The sequence below is a fragment of the Paraburkholderia sp. DD10 genome (assembly GCF_049177125.1).
GTDB lineage: Bacteria > Pseudomonadota > Gammaproteobacteria > Burkholderiales > Burkholderiaceae > Paraburkholderia > Paraburkholderia terricola.
On the sequence record NZ_CP185393.1, the window covers coordinates 2,062,614 to 2,084,306 of the forward strand.

Annotated in this window: 22 protein-coding genes, 1 pseudogene and 1 riboswitch; of the genes and pseudogenes, 8 read left to right on the forward strand and 15 right to left on the reverse strand. The window is 64.2% G+C overall.

Annotated features, from left to right (window positions below; all coding sequences use genetic code 11):
* Together ACOCG7_RS24460 and ACOCG7_RS24465 are read right to left on the reverse strand one after the other, a co-directional pair.
* Complete coding sequence (locus ACOCG7_RS24460) at positions 1-318, reverse strand: single-stranded DNA-binding protein (RefSeq protein ID WP_073430490.1); 318 nt, start codon at positions 316-318, stop codon at positions 1-3.
* Positions 319-436: 118 nt separating this feature from the next.
* Positions 437-1,360 carry a LysR family transcriptional regulator gene (locus tag ACOCG7_RS24465; protein ID WP_244744884.1) on the reverse strand — a complete coding sequence of 308 codons (924 nt, stop codon included), beginning with the start codon at positions 1,358-1,360 and terminating at the stop codon, positions 437-439.
* A 287-nt stretch (positions 1,361-1,647) separates the two neighbouring features.
* Here ACOCG7_RS24465 and ACOCG7_RS24470 point away from each other — a divergent pair.
* A pseudogene (locus ACOCG7_RS24470) lies at positions 1,648-1,959 on the forward strand (VOC family protein); the annotation flags it as partial.
* 92 nt (positions 1,960-2,051) lie between these two features.
* Here ACOCG7_RS24470 and ACOCG7_RS24475 read toward each other — a convergent pair.
* On the reverse strand, positions 2,052-2,963 hold the full coding sequence (locus ACOCG7_RS24475) for a LysR family transcriptional regulator (protein WP_244744883.1): 912 nt from the start codon (positions 2,961-2,963) through the stop codon (positions 2,052-2,054).
* A gap of 140 nt (positions 2,964-3,103) precedes the next feature.
* Between ACOCG7_RS24475 and ACOCG7_RS24480 the strand changes: the two genes are divergently transcribed.
* Positions 3,104-3,847 (forward strand): SDR family oxidoreductase, encoded by a 744-nt coding sequence (locus tag ACOCG7_RS24480; RefSeq protein WP_244744882.1) that lies wholly within the window; start codon positions 3,104-3,106, stop codon positions 3,845-3,847.
* Positions 3,848-3,958: 111 nt separating this feature from the next.
* Here ACOCG7_RS24480 and ACOCG7_RS24485 read toward each other — a convergent pair whose 3' ends face one another.
* Both ACOCG7_RS24485 and ACOCG7_RS24490 read right to left on the reverse strand, forming a co-directional pair.
* The gene (locus tag ACOCG7_RS24485; protein WP_154874139.1) at positions 3,959-4,984 is read right to left on the reverse strand and encodes an aldo/keto reductase; all 1,026 of its coding nucleotides are present in this window, start codon (positions 4,982-4,984) and stop codon (positions 3,959-3,961) included.
* A gap of 185 nt (positions 4,985-5,169) precedes the next feature.
* Positions 5,170-5,760 (reverse strand): DUF4142 domain-containing protein, encoded by a 591-nt coding sequence (locus ACOCG7_RS24490; RefSeq protein ID WP_244744881.1) that lies wholly within the window; start codon positions 5,758-5,760, stop codon positions 5,170-5,172.
* A gap of 398 nt (positions 5,761-6,158) precedes the next feature.
* On the opposite strand from ACOCG7_RS24490, the gene ACOCG7_RS24495 reads away from it, so the two are divergent.
* A complete protein-coding gene (locus ACOCG7_RS24495) occupies positions 6,159-7,139 on the forward strand; it encodes a chemotaxis protein CheV (RefSeq protein ID WP_421377714.1) in 981 nt (326 codons plus the stop codon).
* 57 nt (positions 7,140-7,196) lie between these two features.
* On the opposite strand, the gene ACOCG7_RS24500 is transcribed toward ACOCG7_RS24495, so the two are convergent.
* From ACOCG7_RS24500 to ACOCG7_RS24520, 5 genes are all read right to left on the reverse strand, one after another.
* The gene (locus ACOCG7_RS24500) at positions 7,197-7,622 is read right to left on the reverse strand and encodes a response regulator (protein ID WP_083084073.1); all 426 of its coding nucleotides are present in this window, start codon (positions 7,620-7,622) and stop codon (positions 7,197-7,199) included.
* A 20-nt stretch (positions 7,623-7,642) separates the two neighbouring features.
* Entirely contained in the window at positions 7,643-8,275 is a 633-nt protein-coding gene (locus ACOCG7_RS24505) for a response regulator (protein ID WP_083084075.1), read from the reverse strand.
* A gap of 142 nt (positions 8,276-8,417) precedes the next feature.
* Positions 8,418-8,990 carry a ferritin-like domain-containing protein gene (locus ACOCG7_RS24510; RefSeq protein WP_073430500.1) on the reverse strand — a complete coding sequence of 191 codons (573 nt, stop codon included), beginning with the start codon at positions 8,988-8,990 and terminating at the stop codon, positions 8,418-8,420.
* A gap of 120 nt (positions 8,991-9,110) precedes the next feature.
* Positions 9,111-9,272, reverse strand: a complete 162-nt coding sequence (locus ACOCG7_RS24515; RefSeq protein ID WP_073430501.1) for a DUF1328 domain-containing protein — start codon at positions 9,270-9,272, stop codon at positions 9,111-9,113.
* Between the two features lie 89 nt (positions 9,273-9,361).
* Positions 9,362-9,538 carry a DUF1328 domain-containing protein gene (locus tag ACOCG7_RS24520; RefSeq protein WP_073430502.1) on the reverse strand — a complete coding sequence of 59 codons (177 nt, stop codon included), beginning with the start codon at positions 9,536-9,538 and terminating at the stop codon, positions 9,362-9,364.
* A 192-nt stretch (positions 9,539-9,730) separates the two neighbouring features.
* Between ACOCG7_RS24520 and ACOCG7_RS24525 the strand changes: the two genes are divergently transcribed.
* Positions 9,731-11,164 (forward strand): sensor histidine kinase, encoded by a 1,434-nt coding sequence (locus ACOCG7_RS24525; protein WP_244744991.1) that lies wholly within the window; start codon positions 9,731-9,733, stop codon positions 11,162-11,164.
* 199 nt (positions 11,165-11,363) lie between these two features.
* Complete coding sequence (locus ACOCG7_RS24530; RefSeq protein ID WP_073430504.1) at positions 11,364-11,498, forward strand: entericidin A/B family lipoprotein; 135 nt, start codon at positions 11,364-11,366, stop codon at positions 11,496-11,498.
* A 269-nt stretch (positions 11,499-11,767) separates the two neighbouring features.
* Here ACOCG7_RS24530 and ACOCG7_RS24535 read toward each other — a convergent pair whose 3' ends face one another.
* Complete coding sequence (locus ACOCG7_RS24535) at positions 11,768-12,562, reverse strand: DUF4397 domain-containing protein (protein WP_083084078.1); 795 nt, start codon at positions 12,560-12,562, stop codon at positions 11,768-11,770.
* A gap of 362 nt (positions 12,563-12,924) precedes the next feature.
* On the opposite strand from ACOCG7_RS24535, the gene ACOCG7_RS24540 reads away from it, so the two are divergent.
* Entirely contained in the window at positions 12,925-14,985 is a 2,061-nt protein-coding gene (locus ACOCG7_RS24540; RefSeq protein WP_244744880.1) for an NADPH-dependent 2,4-dienoyl-CoA reductase, read from the forward strand.
* Positions 14,986-15,096: 111 nt separating this feature from the next.
* Here the strand turns inward: ACOCG7_RS24540 and ACOCG7_RS24545 are convergent, their stop codons facing one another.
* From ACOCG7_RS24545 to ACOCG7_RS24560, 4 genes are all read right to left on the reverse strand, one after another.
* A complete protein-coding gene (locus tag ACOCG7_RS24545) occupies positions 15,097-16,038 on the reverse strand; it encodes an EamA family transporter (protein ID WP_244744879.1) in 942 nt (313 codons plus the stop codon).
* Positions 16,039-16,402: 364 nt separating this feature from the next.
* Positions 16,403-16,642, reverse strand: a complete 240-nt coding sequence (locus tag ACOCG7_RS24550; protein ID WP_073430508.1) for a pentapeptide MXKDX repeat protein — start codon at positions 16,640-16,642, stop codon at positions 16,403-16,405.
* Between the two features lie 119 nt (positions 16,643-16,761).
* A complete protein-coding gene (locus tag ACOCG7_RS24555) occupies positions 16,762-17,553 on the reverse strand; it encodes a molybdopterin-dependent oxidoreductase (RefSeq protein ID WP_083084082.1) in 792 nt (263 codons plus the stop codon).
* A 32-nt stretch (positions 17,554-17,585) separates the two neighbouring features.
* A complete protein-coding gene (locus ACOCG7_RS24560; protein WP_244744878.1) occupies positions 17,586-18,224 on the reverse strand; it encodes a cytochrome b/b6 domain-containing protein in 639 nt (212 codons plus the stop codon).
* A gap of 544 nt (positions 18,225-18,768) precedes the next feature.
* Here ACOCG7_RS24560 and ACOCG7_RS24565 point away from each other — a divergent pair.
* A complete protein-coding gene (locus ACOCG7_RS24565; protein ID WP_073430510.1) occupies positions 18,769-19,179 on the forward strand; it encodes a GreA/GreB family elongation factor in 411 nt (136 codons plus the stop codon).
* A 153-nt stretch (positions 19,180-19,332) separates the two neighbouring features.
* Positions 19,333-19,451: riboswitch (TPP riboswitch) on the forward strand.
* Between the two features lie 116 nt (positions 19,452-19,567).
* Positions 19,568-21,499, forward strand: coding sequence for a phosphomethylpyrimidine synthase ThiC (gene thiC / locus ACOCG7_RS24570; RefSeq protein ID WP_244744877.1), 1,932 nt, complete (start codon positions 19,568-19,570; stop codon positions 21,497-21,499).
* Positions 21,500-21,693 lie beyond the last annotated feature (194 nt).

A 21,693-nucleotide genomic window follows, 5' to 3' on the forward strand; every position in this document is an offset into this window, starting at 1 on the left:
TCAATCGTCAGCTTCGCGGCGGCCCTCGTAAGCCGTCAGCATCTTGTGCGCGACCATGTCCACGGCCGGTTTCACGAGACCGTTCTTGTCGGTCCACACCTTGGGCGTCAAAGTCCCGCTGAGCGCGACGCTGTCCGCATCGCCCAACGCGAGCAGCGCCGTTTGCACGTCGTCGTCGAACGCGATCACGTTGACGAAAATCGTGTCGCCGTCATGGGTGGCGGCCCGCACCTTGCAGGTGACAAACCGCCTGCCGTTCTGCCCCGTGCGAATCTGCGCCTCGCCGTACAGCCGTCCGCCCACCAGTCCCTCGATCATCGCCCTACTCCTGTTGTTGCTTACCGTGCAAAAACCCGTGCAAAAAGCAGGATTGCCCAGCACGATTCGCATGATCCCACGAGAGACCGCGCGGCCCGCATGAAACATCGTTCGCGCGTCAGCCGGCGATCGTGAGATCGACGCCACGCACGAGGCGCTTCGCAAGGCGCGGTTGCCGCAACTGTTCGAGCCACCATTGCAACGCGCGCCCTTCATGATCGCCGCGCCACGCGACGTACAACACGTTCGGCTCGCGCGGATCGGCGGTCGCCTTCTCCACCAGCTCGCCCTTCTTCAGCAACGAAGCCACCCGCTGACGCGGCAGCCACCCGACGCCCAACCCGTCCCGCTGCGCCAGAATCTTGGCGCGCATGCTCGGCACGGCGAGCGACGCCTGTCCACCGATCACGCCGTATGCGCGCCCCGCCGTCGCGCGCGACGAATCGGCGACCACCACCGCGCGATGCTCCAGTATCCGTTCGCGTGCGAGCGGTCCCGCGACGCTCGCCAGCGGATGCCGCGGCGCGACCGCGAACACCCACTCCATCACGCCGAGCTCGAACCAGCGCAAGCCGGGGATCGCCGGCGGTTCATTGGTCGCGCCGACGATCAGATCGGCGCGGCCGTCGCGCAACGCTTCCCACGTGCCGCTCAATACTTCGTGCGTGAAGCGCAGCTTGACACCCGAGCCGAGCGCGTCGAAGGCGCGCACCACGGGCATCAGCAATTCGAATTCGAGAATCTCGTCCGTGACCACCCAGAGGCGGTCTTCCCAGCCGCTCGCGATCTGACGCACGCGCTGCGTCATGCGCGCCATGTCGAGCATCAAGCGGGCGGCTTCGTCGGCGAGCAGTTGGCCTGCCGGCGTGAGTTGCAGGCGGTAGCGGCGGCGGTCGAAGAGCAGCGCGTCGAAGCGCCTTTCCAGTTGCCGCGCGGCGTGCGAGACCGTGGACGGCGCCTTGCCGAGACGCGCCGCCGCGCGCGACAGACTGCCGGTCTCGCGAATCGCGTCGAGCAAAGCCAGTTCGTCTTCCGACAACATGTTCCATTCCTTCGAACGGTTTCGACGGGAAAATAGTACGGCAAAGGGGCGACGCGAGTCCACCATGGCGATCAGCCCCTGACGTCTCGCCAAAATGCCATGACGACGGGATTTCGAAAAATCCGCATGAGTGCTGCGTGCGCAACCCGAAGCGGCATGACGGCGAGCGCGCCGCATGATCGCGCGCACCTCGATACTTCGGCCATCATGGCCAGCGTGAAGGAGTCAATCTCGTGTCGACACATACCGTGACCACCCCGCCCGTCAGCGGACTGCGCATCAACAACGTGGCGCTCGCCACCGGCGATCTGAACAACGCGATCGCGTGGTATGAAAAAGTATTCGGCTTCGTCGTGACCGAACGCGGGCATTTCGATGCGGTCGGCGCGGACTACGCGATGATCGAGGCGGCGGGGGTGCGCATCGAACTGGTGTCGCGTCCGCATGCCGATCCGCAACGGGTCGATCGCACGCCGCCGCCGAATCATCTGGACGTGCTGGGCTACAAGGCCGTGGTGTTCAAAACCGACGACCTGGCCGCGGCCACCGCCACGCTGACGCAACACGGCGTCGAGTTTCTGTGGGCGAATCAGCCGCTCAACGAAGCGCGCAGTTCGACCATGCTGCGCGATCCCGAAGGCAACCTGATCAACGTCTTCGGACCACGGCGCGCGCGGTTGAACGCGTCCGTTCACAGTGAAGCCCGCGTCGCCGCGCCAGCCGCCTCGAAGATGTCGCGCAACCATTGCGCAAACACCCTCACGCGCGACGACAACTGGCGGTTCTGCGGATACAGCACCGAAACCGGCATCGACGGCGGCGGAAAGTCCGCGAGGATGATCTTCAGCCGCCCGGCGGCCAGTTCCCCCTCCACGCGATACCGCGGCACCTGCACGATGCCGAGCCCCGCCACCGCGGAACCGGTATAGAGATCGGCGCCCGTCACCGATACCGCCGACGGCAGGACCATCGCTGCCTGCCGGCCGTCGATGCTGAATTCGAGCGGCACCGGCTTGCCGGTCGCGCTCGATACGTAATTGACCGCCCTATGCGCAGCGAGCGCCGACGGATCGGCCGGCTCGCCATACGCATCCAGATACGCGGGACTCGCCACCGTCACTTGCGGCAGTTGCGCGACGCGCCGCCCGACCATCGACGAATCCTGCAAATGGCCCGCCCGCAGCACGCAATCGATGCCCTCCCGCACGAGGTCGACCAGGCGATCGTCCTCGCCGATCGTCAGTTCGACGCCCGGAAAGCGCGCGAGAAACGCCGGCAGCGCCGGCACCACGAAGTTCCGCGCCAGCGTGCCTTGCAGGTTCACCCGCAACAGTCCTTTCGGCGCGGCGTTCGAAAACGAGCCCTCCGCTTCCTCCATATCGGCGATCAGCCGCACGCAGCGGCGGTAGTACGCCTCGCCGTCGTGCGTGAGCCGCACCGTGCGCGTGGTGCGTTCGAGCAGCCGCGCGCCGAGCCGCCGCTCCATGCGCTTCATCAGATTGGTGACGGTGGCGCGCGGAATTTGCAGATCGTCCGAAGCGCGCGTGAAGCTTTGCCGCTCGGCGATCCGCACGAACACCCGCATTTCCTCGAAACGATCCATGTTCGACGGCCCTTGGCGCGGGCTAACCCGCCTACTGTTAAAGCAAATGGAATGATGATGCGCAGTCTAGCCCGATTATCTCAGCGACGAAAGCGTCCATGATTCGTTTCACCTACTCATTTCGATCGAGGAAACGGATCATGAACATGCTCAAAAACGCACAAATCGCCATCGTGACCGGCGCATCCCGCGGTATCGGCGCGGCGGTCGCACGACGTCTCGCCAAGGACGGCTTCGCGGTCGCCGTCAACTACGCGTCGAGTTCAAACGAAGCCGACGCGCTCGTCGCCGAACTCACGGCGGCGGGAACCAGGGCGATCGCGATCCAGGCCGACGTGTCGAATGCGGACGACGTGCGCCGCATGTTCGAGGTCACCGAACAACAACTCGGCAAGATCGACGTGCTGGTCAACAACGCGGGCGTGCTCAAGCCCATGCCGCTCGCCGACACCAGCGACGCGCTGTACGACCATAACTTCGACATCAACGTGCGCGGCACCTTCAATACCTTGCGCGAAGCCGCTGCGCGGATGAACGACGGCGGACGCGTCGTCAACTTCTCCAGTACCACGCTCGGGCTGAACATGCCGGGCTATGCGATCTACAACGCAACCAAGGCCGCCGTCGAAGCCTTCACGCATGTATTCGCCAAGGAATTGCGCGGCCGCAAGATCACCGTGAACGCGGTGGCGCCTGGCCCGGTCGCCACGGCGCTGTTCCTCGACGGCAAGACCGACGAACAGATCCAGACCTTCGTCAACATGCCGCCGCTGCAACGCCTCGGCCAGCCCGACGATATCGCCTCGGTCGTGTCGTTCCTCGCCGGTCCCGACGCGGGCTGGGTCAATGGACAGGTCTTGCGTGCGAACGGCGGCGTGGCCTGAAAACCGGTTGCCGGCGTTCGTATCCCGATGCAGTCCGCCGTCACCGCAGCGGACTGTGCGCCGCTGCGGCCGAACTCGCGAAAGGAGACGCGGAGCCGGAGCGCGCGCCGCTTACACCGCCTTCGGATTACGCTCCGCGAATCCTTCCTGATGCCAGTAAGGATAAGCGGGACGCACGGCGCTGGCCGCGTCGAGCTTCGCCATCTGTTCGGGCGTCAGATTCCAGCCCACCGCGCCGAGGTTCTGCCGCAACTGTTCCTCGTTACGTGCGCCGATCAGCACCGTCGACACCGTAGGCCGCTGCAACAGCCAGTTCAGCGCGATCTGCGGCACCGTCTTGCCGGTTTCGGCGGCGACTTCGTCGACCGCATCGAGCACGCGGAACAGATACTCGTCCGGCACCGGCGGTCCCATGTCGGCGGTTTTATGCAAGCGGCTCGTATCCGGCAGCGGCTGGCCGCGTTTGATCTTGCCGGTCAGACGCCCCCAGCCGAGCGGACTCCACACCACCGCGCCCACGCCCTGATCGATGCCGAGCGGCATCAACTCCCATTCGTAATCGCGGCCCACCAGCGAGTAATACGCCTGATTCGCGACATAGCGCGGATAACCGTAGCGGTCCGCGATGTCCTGCGATTTCATCAGATGCCAGCCGGAAAAATTCGACACGCCGGTATAGCGGATCTTGCCGGCGCGCACGAGATCGTCGAGCGTGGACATCACTTCGGCGATCGGCGTTTTCGCATCGAAGCCGTGCAACTGGAACAGATCGATGTAATCGGTTTGCAAGCGCTTGAGCGCCGAATCCACCGCCTGAATCAGATGAAAGCGCGACGAGCCGACGCTGTTCGGCGCGTCGTCGAAACGAAAGGTCGCCTTGGTCGAAATGAGCGCCTTGTCGCGCTTGCCCTTGAGCGCCTCACCGAGTACCGACTCGGAGGCGCCGTTCGAATAGATGTCCGCGGTGTCGAACAGGGTGACGCCCGCGTCGAAACAGATGTCGATCAGACGCCGCGCTTCGGCGACGTCGGTGGCGCCCCACGCCTCGAAAAATTCGCCCTTGCCGCCGAACGTGCCGGTGCCGAAACTCAGCACCGGCACCTTGAAGCCGGACGCACCCAGATGTCTGTATTCCATTGATGAACTCCTTGGCCTGGCCCGTCGATTAACGGGCATTCAGTCTACGCGCGCCGGCGCAATCGCGCCGGCAGGCTGACAAGGATTCTGGCGTTGAGGTGTTGCAAAGACGAGGCGTGACCGTGGATTTTTATCGCGGCTCGACGGTGCACATGCCGATGCCGCGTGGGGTGCCGCGTGTTGCTTTACTGCGCCGCGACGGACAGATGCTTCCGCTTGGCGAGTGCCTGAGCCAGCGCGTAGTGCTCCTGGATGATCGGCAACGACTTCTTCGCGACGGCCTTCAATTGCTCGTCGCGGCCCGCAGCGATTTCCGCCTGGAACGCCGACAACGCCTTCTGTTGGCCGGCGAGCGCGACCTGCTCGATATAGGCCTTGTCGAATTCGGCGCCGCGCAGATTGTTGATGCTCGCGAGCACCGCCGTGTCGGGATCGTTCTTCGGCACGTCGACGCCACGCGGGCTGGCCGCGCGCAACGCGTCCGAAATCTTCGCGTTGTCGGCCGAGATGCGTTCGGCGAATGCCTTGACGTCGCGGTCGGAGGAACGCGCGGTGGCGATGCGTGCCGCGTCGCGTTGGGTCGCGACGGCCTTGGTGCCGTCCGCGATGAAGGTCTGATCGGCGGCATGCAGACGGGTGGCGTCCGCCGCCGCTGTGGCCGGGGCGGCGGTGGTCGGAGCGGGGGCCGGCGCGGTTTGAGCATTGGCCGCGGTGGCGACGACGAGCAGACTGGCGACGCAGGCACTGGTGAGGGTTGCGAGAGGCAAGCGGATCATATTTTCTCCTTGGAGTGAAGCGAAACAACAGCGATGCGTGCGCGCCCCGGATGCCGTGGGCTGCGCTCAACTTACGCAGGCGGCTTGCGAGCCGCTGGCGGCGCCACGCTTTTATCGCTGTGAATTCTAGGAGCCGCCCGGCGCACCATGTGAAACGACGCTGTCGCTTCTGTAACGGCAGGTAACGCTCAGATGAATGACCGCAAGCGGTCGCAGCGACGCTGCCGCTTTGGTCACCAATCAAAGGCATGCGTGTTAACCATGGGAATTCGAGTAAACAAGCACGAATCGCTGAACTTTCCGGACATCGCGCCGATAACAGGGATGTAAGGCGCGCGCCAGGGCCACACGCAACGTATGCATGGCGCACCACACGCACGCAATCCTGGAGAGATTCGATGGCAGTAGATCACCGCGCGAACGACGAACGCAGCAACCTGACCAGTTCCAACAAGTTCGAGTTGTTGCTGTACCGGCTGGGCTCGGTGCCCGGCAGCGACGCACACGAGCTTTACGGCATCAACGTGTTCAAGGTGCGTGAAATCTCGACCATGCCGCCGGTCACGCCGATCGCCGGTTCATCGCCGTTCGTGATGGGCGCGGTGGACATTCGCGGGCAGATCATTCCCGTGATCGACCTGCCGCGGCTGATGGGCTGCGAGCCCACGCGCGGGCTGAACATCCTGCTCGTGACCGAATTCGCGCGTTCGACGCAGGCGTTCGCGGTCGAGGAAGTGGACGACATCGTGCGGCTCGAATGGAATCAGGTGCTGTCCGCCGAGGGCGCGGCCGGCGGCAATCTCGTCACGAGCATCGCCCGCATCGACGGCAACACGGGCGACTCGCGGCTCGCTCAGGTGATCGACGTGGAGCAGGTGTTGCGCGACGTGTTTCCGTCGCAGCATCCGAGCGTGGACCCGACGTCCGTCGGCGAAGCGCTGGGCATTCGGCGCGGCGCGAAAATTCTTGCCGCCGACGACTCCGGTTTCGCCCGCAAGCTGATCGAGCAGGCGTTGACGGCGATCGGCGCCGACTTCGTGATGGCCAAGACCGGTGAAGAGGCCTGGCACACGTTGCAGGAAGTCGCGCGCGAAGCCGAGGCTAACGGGACGCGGGTCAAGGATAGTATCGCCCTCGTGCTGACGGACCTGGAGATGCCGGAGATGGACGGGTTCATGCTGACCCGGCAGATCAAGGCCGATGAGCGCACCCGCGATATTCCGGTGATCATTCATTCGTCGCTGACCGGAGCCGCGAACGAGGCGCACGTGAGGAATGCGGGGGCCAACGGGTATGTGGCGAAGTTTGCCGCCGGGGAGTTGGCGGATGCGATTCGGAATGCCTTGAGCGGGGTGCCGGCGGCGGACGTTGCCGCTTGAGGTTGCTATTTGCCGTGCGGATGCGGCTGCTCGGCCGCGCGGTAGTCTCCCCGACCGCTACCGCTGCCGCGCGGACGCATACTCATGCAGCGCATCGATCACCCGATCGAATTCGAACGACTTGTCATAGAAATGCCGCACCCCGTACTGCTTACATCGTTCCCGATAAGCCGGTAACGCATGATTGGTCAGCACCGCGGCAAACACGGAATCGATCAGCCCTTCGCGCTGCAGGTACGCCAGCACGGGTACGCCCGAACCCCGCTTCAACTGCAAGTCGACGATCACCGCATCGAACGCCTCGCCGTTCAGCAGCGCGATAGCCTCGTCGGCGGAATCGGCGTAGGCGGCCACGCGCAGCAAGCCGGACGCGTCGATCGCTTCCACCAGGCTCCTGCGGATCAGCGGCGAATCCTCGATCAGCAACACCCGCAACGGCGCGCGGCGGGCCGGGTCGTCAACGAGGTTCGATTCGCTGTTCATCGGAGTATCTCGATCGTCCACTATTCGATCAAGCCGTTCTTGATCGCGTAATACGTCAGATCGGCATTGTTCGCCAACCGCATTTTCTCCAGCACGCGAGCGCGGTACGTGCTCACCGTCTTGACCGACAAATGCAGTTCCTCCGCGATCTCGGTCGGAATCCGGCCCGCCGCGAGCTTGCAGAAGATCTGGAATTCGCGCTCGGATAACGCTTCGTGAGGCCTGCCCGCGGCCGGCTTGTCGAGGTTGTCGGCGAGCGTGTCGGCCACCGCCTCGGACAGATAGCGATGCCCGCGCGCCACCGCGCGAATCGCCCGCACGATTTCCTCGGGCTCGCAGTCCTTGTTCAGATAACCGTTCGCACCGGCGCGCAGCAGGTTGATCGCGTATTGACTCTCGGGATAACCCGACAGAATCAGCACGCCCTGCTCGGGACGAATCTGCTTGATCACGCGCAAGGTGTCGATGCCGTTCTTGTCCGGCATCGCGATGTCGAGCAGCACCACGTCGAACGCCTGCTCGCGCACGAGACTGATGGTCTCGTCGCCGGTGGCGGCTTCCGCCGCGACGCACATGTCCGGCTCGTCCGCGACGAACTGCCTGAAACCGCCTCGGACGATCGCATGGTCGTCAGCTATCAGCACTCGAATCATCGTTTTGGTGTCCGTGCCAGGGAGAACGCTCCGAAGCAGACATTGTAATGATCTCCGGCATGCGTCGGCCGCCCTCGGGGGCTTTCGCACACCGGTTATTCGTTGGTTATTCGTCGGTTCTTCGTCGAGTATTCGTTATTCGCTACTCGCGACCCTGAAGCAGGTCCGCCATGTCGTCGGCATGCTCTTCTTCAACGGCGAGGATTTCCTCGAAGAGACGCCGCGTGGTCACGTCCTTCTCGCCGAGATAGCGAACGATCTCGCGATACGTGTCGATCGCGATACGCTCGGCGACCAGATTCTCGCGGATCATATCCGTCAGATTCCCGCCTTCCTTGTATTCCGAATGCGCGCGCGTTCGCAAACCGTCCGGCGCGAAATCCGGCTCGCCGCCCAGTTGCACGATGCGCTCGGCGATGCGGTCGGCGTGTTCCTGCTCTTCTTTCGCATGCTGCGCGAATTCCGCGGCCACGGCCTCGGAGTTGATGCCCTTCGCCATGAAGTAATGCCGCTTGTAACGCAGCGTGCAGACGATCTCGGTCGCCAGTGCGTCGTTGAGCAGCTTGAGCACCGTCTCGCGGTCCGCGCCATAGCTTTGCGTGACTGGTCCGTCAGACATGTGCTTGCGCGCGTCCTCGCGGATTTTCCGGACGTCCATCACGAATGGATCGCGCGATTGGGATGCCGCGCCTTGGGCGCCAGGTGAGTTCGCCATTGAGTCTCTCCTTTATCCGGTACGGTGGGGATGACGCATCGGGTACCAATCGGGCATTAAGTGGGCACGAAGCGGGGCACGAAGCGCACCCGATGCGTCCTTCGAGCAAGTGCATTTCGTCTACGTTCGGAATACGCCGAGCAGCAGCGTGACGACGAACACGACGAGGAAAATGTAGAACAGGATCTTCGCGATTTCGGCCGCGCCCGCCGCGATGCCCGTGAAGCCGAATACGGCGGCAATCAGCGCGATGACGAAAAAGACGATGGCATAGTGAAGCATGGCAACTCTCCTTCCTGTTGGTATTCGTATCGAACGAACCGCGCTTCAATTTCAAAAGACGCGGCGTGCAAAGCGTGCGTCGAGCGTCGCTAATCGATGATTTTTTTCGTCACCACGAAGCCCAGCACGAGGAACACCACACACAGAATCACGAACACCACGAACAGGACTTTCGCAATTGCCGCGGCGCCTGCCGCCACGCCGGTAAATCCGAGAAGGCCGGCGATCACCGCGACGACGGCGAAGAACAACGCCCATTTCAGCATGATGGCTTCCTCCTGCAAAACGGTTGAACGACCACGTTCATCCTATCGGTCGTCGACGGCGCGCGCATTCCGACGCGCTCCGGTTTTCGTGTGAGAATCCGCTGACATTCGATTACGGCAGCGTTACGCCGCCAGCCTTGAGCCGCGCGACGTTACACTGAAGCTCCCAGCCAGGAACCCGACGTGTCAGATATGCGGAACGTGTCGAACGGGCAGCACGCAGGCGCCGCGGCGCGGCTCAGCGCCTGGATGCGCAATCGCAGTTGGGCGATCGCGATGACGGTCGCGATCGTCATCACCGTGGGCGGCCTCGTGATTCTCGAGACGGCGCGCGAGCGCATCGCCGCCGAATACGAAACCGCGCTCGAGGCGCGCGACGTCACCGTGCAGTTGAGCATGCTCGCGAGCCAGGTGGCGCATCTGAGCGCGCAGCAAGACCGGTTTCTTCTGACGAAGCAGGACGCGCCCGCGCGGGATTTTTGCGCGACCGCCGCACGGATTCGCCAGAGCGGGCGGCAGTTGACCGGCTTCTACCACGGCGGCAAGGCGAACAGCGCCGAGTCGGCGAGCTTCGCGCAGGTCGCGGTGCTGATCGAGGCGCGCATCGGCGCGGGCGCTGCCGCGATGCAACAGGCCGCGCCGCATCCCCTCGATCTCAACGCTTGCGGCAGCACGAGCGAGGCCGGCGCCGTCGACGCCTCGCTGATCGACAGCACGCTCACGCTGCTGCGCGATAACGAGGAGCGTCGCGCGCAGCATGCGCTCGCCGCGAGCCGCGCCGATCAGCGCATTTCCACGCTGTGCGCGGCCGGTCTGTCGGCGCTGAACATCGTGCTGTTCATCCTGCTGTTTCGCAATCTCGGCATACAGATCGACCGTCAGGCGCGCGTGCAGCGTCAACTGATCACGCAGCAGGAAGAACTCGATCAGCTCGTCAATGAACGCACCCGTCAGCTCGAAGCGCTGGGCTGGCACTTGCAGGCGGTCAGCGAAAACGAAAAGACCCAGCTCGCGCGCGAGTTGCACGACGAACTCGGCGCGATTCTGACCGCGAGCAAGATGGACGTGGCGTGGGCCAACCGCAAGCTGAAGAACAGCGAGCCGGATGTCTCCGAGAAGCTGAAGCGCGCGCTCGCCAATCTCGACCAGGGCATCGCGCTCAAGCGCCGCATCATCGAAGACATGCGACCCACGGTGCTGGCGAACTTCGGGCTCGTCACCGCGCTGCGCACGCTCGCCGACGAAGCCGCGCAGCGCAACAACTGGATGCTCGATCTGCACCTGCCCGCCGACGATATCCAGCTCGACGAGCAGACGGAGATCGCGCTCTTCCGGGTCGCGCAGGAGTCGCTCACGAACGCCGCCAAGTACGCGCGCGCCTCGAAGGTGTCGATCGCGTTGCAGGTCGGCGACGGTGAAGTGGCGCTGCACATTGCCGACAACGGCGTCGGCATCACGCCCGCCGATCTGAAACGCACGCACACCCACGGGCTGCTCGGCATGCGTCAGCGCGTCGCCGCGCATGGCGGACGCTTCGATATCCGGCGCGGTGTGCCGAACGGCACCGATATCCACGTGGTGATGCCCAACGCCAGCGCGGCGGCGCCGTCGAAAACCGCGGTGTAGCCACGCGCTGCGGGAGACGCGAGAACTTCTGTAGGAGTGCGCCGACGCAAACACCGGAGCACGCCTACAGCAAAATCGCAGCGCAACCGACAGCGCCGTCCCCGCTCATTTTTTAACATGCAATCAGACCGGACCGACTGGCTCACGCCACCGTCGGACGACAACATCAACCGATGCATTCTCGACAAGGAGAACTTTCATGAATCGACTGATCGCTTTGCTTCTCATTGCAGGGACGGCCGCACTCGCCGGTTGCAACACCATTTCGGGAGCCGGCGAGGACATTTCGAAGGGCGGCAGCGCCATTACGAATTCGGCCGAAAAAGCCAAATAAGCAGCTTGCAATGGATCGAGCGCCAGGCGTCTAGCGGCGCCGGGTCATGCAGGATCTCCAGAGTCCGCCGCGGGAAACCGCGGCGGTTTTTTTATGGCAGCGCGCAGTACGCAGCACGCCGTTGCATTCGCTGGCGGCCTTGCAAACAAAACGGCGATCCACTCGCGTGGATCGCCGCCCCGTCCTCCCCTGGCGCTTGTCGCCTGTCGCATGCGTTCGCCGCGTGTGTTAGTTCACATCGGCCGCGGCCATGCGCAGGTTTGGCGCGCTCATTGCCCCGTCAGCGTGTTCGTCAACTCGACGCTCGGCGTGCTCGTGTTGCCGTTCTGCGCCACCAGCAGATGGATCTGCCCCGGCACGAGCTGACTCAGCGTGCCGGCGATCGGCACCGAGGTCACCAGCCAGTCGGCATTGTTCGACAGCGTGAACGACGTCGACTGGAAGATCGGCGTCTTGCTGCCGGCCACCGTCGCGATCAGCACGTAGGTGCCGCCGGACACATAGATCGAATCCTGGCCGGTCGGCGGCACCGCGTTCTTGAATGCCACACCCGCCATCGTCGGCGACATGCCGGCGATGTTGGTGTTGGTGGACTGAACCAGATACAGGTCGAGGTTGGTCGCGTTCGCCGACGCGTTGAACGCGCGCAAACGCGCGCTATTGGACAGCAGGCCCTTGTCGAAAGGATCGTCGATCAGGCCGATATCCGGCGCGCTCGAGCCCGGCAAAGCCAGCACCGTGTATTCGTGACCCTTCGCGACATTGGGGAAGGTGCCGCTCGCGAGCGCGGTGGTCGTGCCCGTCGCCGCGTAGGCGACCGAGGTCGAACCCGTGTTGATGTTGGTGAAATTGGTCACGCCTTTATAGGCGACGTTGGTCTGTCCCGAGGGCGCCGTGCCGTTCACGATGAAGTCCAATGCCGGCCCGCTCGGAATCGCGTGGATGAAATGGATCTGCGGATTGGTCAGTCCGAGTTCCTTGCCGACGTCGTCGGAGCCGCCTCCGCATGCGCTCAGAACTGCTGCGACGGCAACCAGGGCCGTCATGGTTCGGATTAGTTTCATTTGTATTCACCTATATCGATGTTGGGCGCTGGACCCATTGATTTGCGGGCGTGCCACCTCGAATGTCACGCCGTGCGCAACCGTGCTCGTTGATCGTTGGAATGGTTCTCGCCGGCTCTGTCGAAACGAAGCTGCCCCTCCTATCCCTGTCTCACATCGCGCCTGTTTTTCGAACGGCGCGGTCCATGTCGATGGACGCTCGCAACGAGCAATGCGTGTGCCGCAGGGGACGCCATGGCTTACGGCGGCTTGGGAATGTCTTACGGGGCAACGCATTGCGAGGATTAGAAAGTTTCCTCGGAAGGTTGGCCGCGCGAGCGGTGTATTGTTCGTGCGCATCCAATACTTACACGGCGCCCTGCATGTCTTACCAACACTTACTCGCCGAGCTCGACCTGGGCTTCACCCGCTTGCGCAACCGCGTGGTGATGGGCTCGATGCACACCGGCATGGAGGACCGCTTCTGGCATTACCCGAAGCTGGCCGCCTATTTCCGCGAGCGCGCGAAAGGCGGCGTGGGGCTGATCGTCACGGGCGGCATCTCGCCGAATCGGCAAGGCTGGCTGCTGCCGTTCGGCGGCACGTTGAACAGCGTGTTCGATCTGCGCAATCATCGGCTGTTGACCGAGGCCGTGCATGCCGAAGGCGGCAAGATCGCGCTGCAAATCCTGCATGCGGGCCGCTATGGTTATCAGCCATTCGTCGTATCGGCGTCCGCTATCAAATCGCCGATCTCGAGGTTCAAGCCGCGCGCGCTGAGTCTCGCCGGCATCGCGAGCACCGTGCGCGACTATGCGCGCTGCGCCCGTCTCGCGCAGCGCGCCGGTTACGACGGCATCGAGATCATGGGCAGCGAAGGTTATCTGCTCAACCAGTTCCTCTGCCCGCGCACCAATCGTCGTGACGATCGCTATGGCGGCAGCATCGAGAACCGCATGCGCATCGCCCGCGAGATCGTCGAACAGGTGCGCGCGGTGTGCGGCGAGCGCTTCATCGTCGTGTACCGTCTTTCGTTGATCGATCTGGTCGAAGGCGGCAACACGTGGGACGAAACCGTGCAGGTTGCAAAGGCGCTCGAAGCGGCCGGCGTGACGATGTTCAATACGGGCATCGGCTGGCATGAGGCGCGCGTGCCGACCATCGTGACCTCGGTGCCGCGCGCGGCCTTCGCCGCGCTCAGCGCGCGCTTGAAGGCCGCCGTGAAGGTGCCGGTGATCGTGTCGAACCGCATCAATACACCCGAGGTCGCCGAGGAACTGCTCGCGCAGGGAGCCGGCGACCTGGTCTCGATGGCGAGGCCGCTCTTGGCCGATCCCGAGTTCGTCGTGAAGACCGCCGAGGGACGCGCGCACGAAATCAACACCTGTATCGCCTGCAATCAGGCTTGCCTCGATCACACGTTCAGGAACGAGCGCGCGACGTGCCTCGTGAACCCGCGTGCCGGACGCGAGACCGAGCTGGTCTACCGGTCCGTTTCAGGACCGGCGGTGCGCTCGGTGGCGGTGGTCGGCGCGGGTCCGGCGGGACTCTCGGCGGCGACGGTGGCGGCCTCGCGTGGGCATCGCGTGACGCTGTTCGATGCGAGCCCAACCATCGGCGGCCAGTTCAATCTGGCGATGCGCGTGCCGGGCAAGGAGGAATTCAGCGAGACGATCCGCTATTTTCAGAGCCAGTTGCAGCGTCATCGCGTCGACGTGCGGCTCGATACGCGCGTCGATCCCGCGCTGCTCGCCACGGGCGCTTACGACGACGTGATCGTCGCCACCGGCATCGTGCCGCGGCGGCCGGCGATTCCCGGCATCGACGGGCCGAACGTGCTGTCCTACGTCGACGTGCTGCGCGGCGCGCCGGTCGGCGCACGCGTCGCGGTGATCGGCGCGGGCGGCATCGGCTTCGATGTCAGCGAGTACCTGCTACATCGTCCGGGCGAGCCGTTGCCGATGCCGCGCGACGCGTGGCTCGACGAATGGGGCGTCGATCTCGCGGTGCGCGAGCGCGGCGGTCTGAAAGCGCCGGCGCCGCCCAAGCCGGCGCGGCAAATCTGGCTGTTGCAGCGCAAGGCCGGCAAGCTCGGCATGGGGCTCGGCAAGACTTCCGGCTGGGTGCATCGCGCGACGCTCGCCAGGAACGGCGTGAAGACGCTCGGCGGCGTGTCGTATCTGGAGATCGGCGCGCGCGGTTTGAAGATCGCGCGTGAGGGCGTCGAGGCATGGCTGGATGTGGACACGATCGTGGTGTGCGCGGGGCAGGAATCGCTGCGCGATCTGCTGCCGCAGGCCGCGGCGGCGGGCGTGGTTGCGGCGGAGAGGTCGGTGGAGACACAGAGTCCGCGCTATCACGTGATTGGCGGAGCGAAAGTCGCGACGGAACTGGATGCCAAACGCGCGATTCGCGAAGGCGCGGAAGTAGCGGCGGCGCTTTGATGCTGAAGGGAGTGCGCCGCCGTGGTTTGTGCTGTCGTGCTGTCGTGCTGTCGTGCTGTCGTGCTGTCGTGTTCGCGCCGCCGCGCCACTGCGGCGGTGCCTCGCACACGCTCAGGCGAGCGCCTTCTTCCGGTAATCGAACCAGAAAGACAGGCCCACGCTCGCCAGAATCACGATGGTCGCGATCACCGTCGAGCGCGTGACCGGCTCGCCGAGCAGCAGCGCGCCGAGCGCCACCGCCACCACCGGATTCACGTACATGCAACTGCTGGCGATGATCGGGCTCGTGTGCCGGATCAGGAAACCATACGCGACGTACGCGGTCATCGTGCCGATCAGCATCAGGTAGATGAACGCCAGCAGCGGCAGAACGTGCACTTCGAGCATCCGTTCGCCGGAAACCAGCGCGACCAGCGTCGACATCGCGCCGCCCAGGCCGATTTGCAGCGAGGTAGACAGGAACAGGTCCGAGGGCAGCTTCAGCCGCCCGGCCAGATGCGCGCCGCCGGCCCAGAACAGCGCGCCGCACAGAATCGCGAGACTGCCGCCCGCCGAGCCCGGCGTTTCGTCGCCGTGGCTCAGGATCGCGATGCCGACCAGCCCGAGGCCGACCGCGAACCACTCGCCCCGGCCGATCTTGCGCCCCGCCACCGCCGCGATCACCGTCGCGAACAGCGGCACGGTCGCGACCATCACCGCCGCAGTGCCGGTGCCGACCGTGCGCATCCCATAGGCCAGCATGCCGCTCGACAAACCCACCAGCATCGTGCCGACGAGTCCCGCATTGCCGATCTCGGCGGCGCTCGGCCAGACGGGATTGCGGCGCGCCGCGAAGATGAAAAGCCCTACGCCGGCAAACAGGTTGCGCAGACCGGACAGCAGCAGCGGCGGAAACGAACCGAGCGCGACGTGCACGGCGAGATACGTCGAGCCCCACACGAGGTAGACGACGGCGAGCGCGAGCGCGATCTGTCCGTTGCGCGACTGCGGCAAACGGATGGAAAAACCACCCGGGACAAGGCGCGAAAAAAGGCTGGGAAGTTGCGACGACATGCGTTCAACCCGCCCATGCCGCTCGAGGCGCCGCGCCCCCGCTGAAGACCCCGTGGCGGGATGGCGGACACCGCATCGGCGATGCGGTCTGACGGGCGAGGCTGGCGGACATGTTGGTGGAACGAGAAGACGATAGATGGCCAAAGGGGCCACAACGCCGTGGTGGTCGAAGGAAATCGCTCCACGGCTGACACGCGTCCAATGTTGGGCGCGCATCGCATTATGCAGTAAGCGCCCACCGCGCCGTGCGAAAGAATCGTAATTTTTGCGTGCCCGCAACAAAAAAGCCGGGGACGTTTCCCCGGCTTTCAGCGCGCGCGCCCCAAGCCCTTTCGGGCTATGCGGCGGGCATCGAACAGCGCGCTCAGTTCGCCATTGCGCCGGACGCTTCGTGCTTCATGCCCATCGCGTCGCCGTCCTTTTTCATCTTGTCGTGCTTCTTCTTCATGCCGTCCTTCTTCATGCCGTCCTTGGACATGGAATCCTTCGACATCGCGTCGTGCGACATCGAATCGTTGGACATCGCGCCGCTTGCCTGCGCGAACGCCGCGCCGCCGCTGGTCAGGAAAGCGACGGCGATTGCTGCGATTGCAAACTTCTTCATGGGGTGACTCCGTTGTCGTGAATGAATAGAGCCGGCGCCTTGCTCATGCCGGCGTGTTTCCGAAGCTTCTGCCGCCTGGGGTCGCGCATCGGGATGCGGCATGCGGCGACCCGCGCGCGTCAGGAGCCTCCGAACCAGTTGTAGCCCTGGTCGACCCAATAGCCGCCAGGATACGTGTTGGTGACGAACATCTCGACGATGTGCTTCGGATTCTTGTAGCCGAGCTTGGTCGGCATGCGCAGCTTCATCGGGAAGCCGTATTTCGCGGGCAGACGCTCGCCGTCGTATTCGAACGTGAGGAGCGTTTGCGGATGCAGCGCGGTCGGCATGTCGATGCTTTCGTAGTAGTCGTCGGCGCATTTGAAGCCGACGTATTTCGCGCTGGTGTCCGCGCCGATGCGCCGCAGAAAATCGGCGAACGGCGTGCCGCCCCAGCGGCCGATCGCGCTCCACCCTTCCACGCAAATGTGCCGCGTGATCTGCTCCGCATGCGGCAGCGCATACAGCTCGGGCAAGCTCCAGACGCGCTGACCGGTCACGAGTCCGCTGATCTTCAGCTTGTAGCCGGCGCCGTCGACCTCGGGCACTTCGTCGATGCCGTAGTACGCGTTGAACGGAAACGGCCGGGTGATCTGCGCTTCGGTGTAGGTCGGCGCAAGCTGCTTCGGATCGAACAGCGCGGCTTGCGCGCGATCGTTCAGGCGCGATACGGCCGTGAGGAACGTGTTGACCGATTCGTCGTCGGTCAGCGAGCAGCCGGTCAGCATCGACAAACCGCCGAGCGTCAGCAGCCGTTTGCCGAAGAGGCGCCGCGAGGGCATCGCGAGTTCGCGCCGGGCGTCGATCAGGATCGACTCGCGGTCGAGCCGTTGGCCGGTCGGCCGAGCGGATTCTGGATTGGGCTTGTTCATGATTCGGTATCCTCGGGCTTGGCGTAAGCGGCTCAACGTCCGCGCAGCATGGCGACGAGCGAGCGCGGCACGAGCGCCACCATCGCCAGATGCACGACGATGAACGCCGCCATCAGCGACATCGCGAAGAAGTGGACGATGCGTGCGTTGTCGTAGCCGCCCATCAGTTCGCGCAGCAGCGGAAACTGCACCGACTTCCAGATCGCGAGGCCCGACAGCACCAGCACGATCAGGTCGCAAACGACGAACAGGTAGGCGAATTTCTGCACCGCGTTATAGACGCGCAGATCGGCGTGCGAGAGCTTGCCGGTCAGCGCGGCGATGAGGTCGTGCAGCACGGCGCGCGGCGAGATCGGCAGGAACTTGCGCACGAAGCGCCCGCTCGCGAGATTCAGCGCGAGATACAAGAGACCGTTGAAGACCAGCAGCCACATCGCCGCGAAATGCCATTGGAGCGCGCCGCCGAGCCAGCCGCCGAGCGTGATTTCCGGCGCGAAACGAAAGCCCGGAAACATCGGCGAGGCGTTGTAGATGCGCCAGCCGGAGAGCATCATCACGATGGCCGCGAGTGCGTTGAGCCAATGCGTGACGCGCACCCACAGCGGATGAATCGCGCCGCTTTGCGGCTTGGCGGGCGGCGCGCTTTCGCGCAATGCATGAGAAGTTGCCATGAGATTCTCCGTGAACGAAGGCCGCGGCGCGATCAACGGCAAGCGGCGAGTTCCGCGGCTTGCCGCGCGGCGGAAGGTTTGCATGACGTGCGCCAACAGGGTCTGCACGTTTGTCGAACGATGCGGTGGGTTATGACACCCCGTTTTGAATTTTTTTGTCTGACGCCGCGCATCGCCCGACATCGAATTGAGAGACTGAGGGGCGCATGGCCCGTGCTAACATGGGTCTTCCATCGCGCCGGTTCCCTGTCTTGCGGCGCTTGTGCGAACCTCTTTCTTTCGACCTTGCCGGCTACTCTCATGCGCTTTCCGACTTACCGTGCCTTCACCCGTTTGCGCCGCCGCGGCGCGACCGGGTGCGCGCGCGCGGACGTCGCACGGTGCCATGCCGGCGAGCCGTCCCGAACGCTCCCGCTTCCCGCCGCCCGGCGCCCGATCTAACGCTGCTCCCTCCTATACCGGAGCCGCATCGTCGGGCTCCGGGCCGATCTCATCCGCACGCTGTCCCCTCACCTGCAGATTGAATTGAATTGGAGCACCCGTCATGAAAAAGACGAAAACCTGTTACCTCACCGAACTCGACGTCGCCCGTCTCGAGAAGCATGCGGCCGCGCCGGGCGCCGACGCGAAAATGCAGGACATGCTCGACGACGTGCTGGAACGCGCGGTGATCGTCGACGCCCGCGAGATTCCCGCCAACGTGGTCACGATGAATTCGCAAGCCACGCTGATCGACGAAAGCACTGGCGAGCACATGACCTGGACCGTCGTCTATCCGCCCAATGCGGACTTCGCGCAGGGCCGCCTGAACGTGTTCTCGCCGGTCGGACTTGCCTTGCTCGGCGCCAAACGCGGCGAACGCATCAGCTTCACGCCGCCGAGCGGCACGCCGAAGGTGCTGAAGCTCGACAAAATCCTGTTTCAACCGGAAGCCGCCGACGATTTCACGTTGTGATTTCATGTTGTAAGCGGCACGCGTGCGAGGCGCCACTGTTGCGCCGCATCATGTCCGGCCGCGCCGCGGTCTTGATGGAATAGTACGCCGGCGACCGGCGTTCGAATTATCGAGACGGTTGCCAAGCAGCGCTCGCGCAGTGTATTGTGTGCGCTGCTAACGCGGGGGTCCTGCGTCGCACGGAGGTTGGAGGTCCGTGTTGCGTGGGTGAGAAATACCCTTTGAACCTGATCTGGATAATGCCAGCGCAGGGAAGCGTACGGATTTCGCAGCGGGTCTGGTTTCATTTCTCGCGATTTCCGACGACATTCATCTCATCTCCTGCTTAGCGGCCCCACATTGCCTTGCATGGGACCAGCGCCAACTCTGGTCGACACAGGAGATAAGCATGAACGCCAATCCGAAGTTCCTTTCCGCCGACGCCCACGTCGATGCCGCCGCTGTCGCCCCGCTGCCGAATTCGCGCAAGGTCTACGTGACCGGCTCGCGGCCCGACATCCGCGTGCCGATGCGTGAGATCTCCCAGGCCGATACGCCGGACAGTTTCGGCGGCGAGAAAAATCCGCCGGTCTATGTCTACGATACGTCGGGCCCCTACTCCGATCCTGAGGCGAAGATCGACATCCGCGCCGGTCTGCCCGCGCTGCGTCAAGCCTGGATCGAAGAGCGCGGCGACACCGAAGCGCTGACCGGTCTCACGAGCGACTACGGCCGCGAACGCGCCGCCGATCCCGCCACCGCCGAGTTGCGCTTCCAGGGCCTGCACCGCACGCCGCGCCGCGCCAAGGCGGGCGCCAACGTGTCGCAGATGCACTACGCGCGTCGCGGCATCATCACGCCGGAAATGGAATACATCGCGATTCGCGAGAACCAGCAGCGCGCCGCCTATCTGGAAAGCCTGAAGACGAGCGGCCCGAACGGCGAAAAACTCGCCGCGATGATGGGCCGCCAGCATCCGGGCCAGGCGTTCGGCGCGAGCGCGTTCGGCCCCGACGGTCTGAAGGAGATCACGCCTGAATTCGTGCGCGAGGAAGTCGCCCGCGGCCGCGCGATCATTCCGAACAACATCAATCACCCGGAAAGCGAGCCGATGATCATCGGCCGCAACTTCCTCGTGAAGGTGAATGCGAACATCGGCAACTCGGCGGTGACGTCGTCGATCGGCGAGGAAGTCGACAAGATGACGTGGGCGATCCGCTGGGGCGGCGACACGGTGATGGATCTGTCCACCGGCAAGCACATTCACGAAACGCGCGAGTGGATCATCCGCAACTCGCCGGTGCCGATCGGCACGGTGCCGATCTATCAGGCGCTGGAAAAGGTCAACGGCAAGGCCGAGGATCTGACCTGGGAAATCTTCCGCGACACGCTGATCGAGCAGGCCGAGCAAGGCGTCGACTACTTCACGATCCATGCGGGCGTGCGTCTGCAATACGTGCCGCTCACGGCCAAGCGCATGACGGGCATCGTCTCGCGCGGCGGCTCGATCATGGCGAAGTGGTGCCTCGCGCATCACAAGGAAAGCTTCCTGTACGAGCATTTCGAAGACATCTGCGAAATCATGAAGGCGTACGACGTGGCCTTCTCGCTTGGCGACGGCCTGCGTCCCGGCTCGATCTACGACGCGAACGACGAAGCGCAACTGGGCGAACTCAAGACGCTCGGCGAACTCACGCAGATCGCGTGGAAGCACGACGTGCAGACGATGATCGAAGGCCCCGGCCACGTGCCGATGCAGCTGATCAAGGAGAACATGGACCTGCAACTGGAATGGTGCGACGAAGCGCCGTTCTACACGCTCGGACCGTTGACCACCGACATCGCGCCCGGCTACGACCACATCACGTCGGGCATCGGCGCGGCGATGATCGGCTGGTTCGGCACCGCCATGCTTTGCTACGTCACCCCGAAGGAACACCTCGGGTTGCCGAACAAGGACGACGTGAAGACCGGCATCATCACGTACAAGCTCGCCGCGCACGCCGCCGATCTGGCGAAGGGCCATCCGGGCGCGCAGGTGCGCGACAACGCGTTGTCGAAGGCGCGCTTCGAATTCCGCTGGGAAGATCAGTTCAACCTCGGTCTCGATCCGGACAAGGCGCGCGAATTCCACGATGAAACGCTGCCGAAGGACTCGGCCAAGGTCGCGCACTTCTGTTCGATGTGCGGCCCGCACTTCTGTTCGATGAAGATCACGCAGGACGTGCGCGAATTCGCGGCGCAGCAAGGCGTCACCGACGACGAAGCGCTGAAGAAAGGCATGGAAGTGAAGTCGATCGAGTTCATGAAGAAAGGCGCTGAGATTTATCAGCGGCAGTAAGCGTCGAGGAACAGAGGGAGCGGCGCGCGCGTCGTTCCCTGCATCGACGCGCTGCATCGCAGCATCGAAGCCCGCCGCTGGCGGGCTTTTGCATTGGCGCGCGCAGCAGGCACGCGTCATGCTGGACATGGGGAAACATTTGATTACGAAACCGGCAGTCCGCTGACAAGCGCACACATCTGGATACGGGCTGC

What these genes read in the sequence shown, in the direction of transcription:
- ACOCG7_RS24460 (WP_073430490.1), bottom strand. Translation starts at nt 318, where the DNA reads ATGATCGAGGGACTGGTGGGCGGACGGCTGTACGGCGAGGCGCAGATT.
- ACOCG7_RS24465 (WP_244744884.1), bottom strand. Translation starts at nt 1,360, where the DNA reads ATGTTGTCGGAAGACGAACTGGCTTTGCTCGACGCGATTCGCGAGACC.
- ACOCG7_RS24475 (WP_244744883.1), bottom strand. Translation starts at nt 2,963, where the DNA reads ATGGATCGTTTCGAGGAAATGCGGGTGTTCGTGCGGATCGCCGAGCGG.
- ACOCG7_RS24480 (WP_244744882.1), top strand. Translation starts at nt 3,104, where the DNA reads ATGAACATGCTCAAAAACGCACAAATCGCCATCGTGACCGGCGCATCC.
- ACOCG7_RS24485 (WP_154874139.1), bottom strand. Translation starts at nt 4,984, where the DNA reads ATGGAATACAGACATCTGGGTGCGTCCGGCTTCAAGGTGCCGGTGCTG.
- ACOCG7_RS24490 (WP_244744881.1), bottom strand. Translation starts at nt 5,760, where the DNA reads ATGATCCGCTTGCCTCTCGCAACCCTCACCAGTGCCTGCGTCGCCAGT.
- ACOCG7_RS24495 (WP_421377714.1), top strand. Translation starts at nt 6,159, where the DNA reads ATGGCAGTAGATCACCGCGCGAACGACGAACGCAGCAACCTGACCAGT.
- ACOCG7_RS24500 (WP_083084073.1), bottom strand. Translation starts at nt 7,622, where the DNA reads ATGAACAGCGAATCGAACCTCGTTGACGACCCGGCCCGCCGCGCGCCG.
- ACOCG7_RS24505 (WP_083084075.1), bottom strand. Translation starts at nt 8,275, where the DNA reads ATGATTCGAGTGCTGATAGCTGACGACCATGCGATCGTCCGAGGCGGT.
- ACOCG7_RS24510 (WP_073430500.1), bottom strand. Translation starts at nt 8,990, where the DNA reads ATGGCGAACTCACCTGGCGCCCAAGGCGCGGCATCCCAATCGCGCGAT.
- ACOCG7_RS24515 (WP_073430501.1), bottom strand. Translation starts at nt 9,272, where the DNA reads ATGCTTCACTATGCCATCGTCTTTTTCGTCATCGCGCTGATTGCCGCC.
- ACOCG7_RS24520 (WP_073430502.1), bottom strand. Translation starts at nt 9,538, where the DNA reads ATGCTGAAATGGGCGTTGTTCTTCGCCGTCGTCGCGGTGATCGCCGGC.
- ACOCG7_RS24525 (WP_244744991.1), top strand. Translation starts at nt 9,731, where the DNA reads ATGCGGAACGTGTCGAACGGGCAGCACGCAGGCGCCGCGGCGCGGCTC.
- ACOCG7_RS24530 (WP_073430504.1), top strand. Translation starts at nt 11,364, where the DNA reads ATGAATCGACTGATCGCTTTGCTTCTCATTGCAGGGACGGCCGCACTC.
- ACOCG7_RS24535 (WP_083084078.1), bottom strand. Translation starts at nt 12,562, where the DNA reads ATGAAACTAATCCGAACCATGACGGCCCTGGTTGCCGTCGCAGCAGTT.
- ACOCG7_RS24540 (WP_244744880.1), top strand. Translation starts at nt 12,925, where the DNA reads ATGTCTTACCAACACTTACTCGCCGAGCTCGACCTGGGCTTCACCCGC.
- ACOCG7_RS24545 (WP_244744879.1), bottom strand. Translation starts at nt 16,038, where the DNA reads ATGTCGTCGCAACTTCCCAGCCTTTTTTCGCGCCTTGTCCCGGGTGGT.
- ACOCG7_RS24550 (WP_073430508.1), bottom strand. Translation starts at nt 16,642, where the DNA reads ATGAAGAAGTTTGCAATCGCAGCAATCGCCGTCGCTTTCCTGACCAGC.
- ACOCG7_RS24555 (WP_083084082.1), bottom strand. Translation starts at nt 17,553, where the DNA reads ATGAACAAGCCCAATCCAGAATCCGCTCGGCCGACCGGCCAACGGCTC.
- ACOCG7_RS24560 (WP_244744878.1), bottom strand. Translation starts at nt 18,224, where the DNA reads ATGGCAACTTCTCATGCATTGCGCGAAAGCGCGCCGCCCGCCAAGCCG.
- ACOCG7_RS24565 (WP_073430510.1), top strand. Translation starts at nt 18,769, where the DNA reads ATGAAAAAGACGAAAACCTGTTACCTCACCGAACTCGACGTCGCCCGT.
- thiC (WP_244744877.1), top strand. Translation starts at nt 19,568, where the DNA reads ATGAACGCCAATCCGAAGTTCCTTTCCGCCGACGCCCACGTCGATGCC.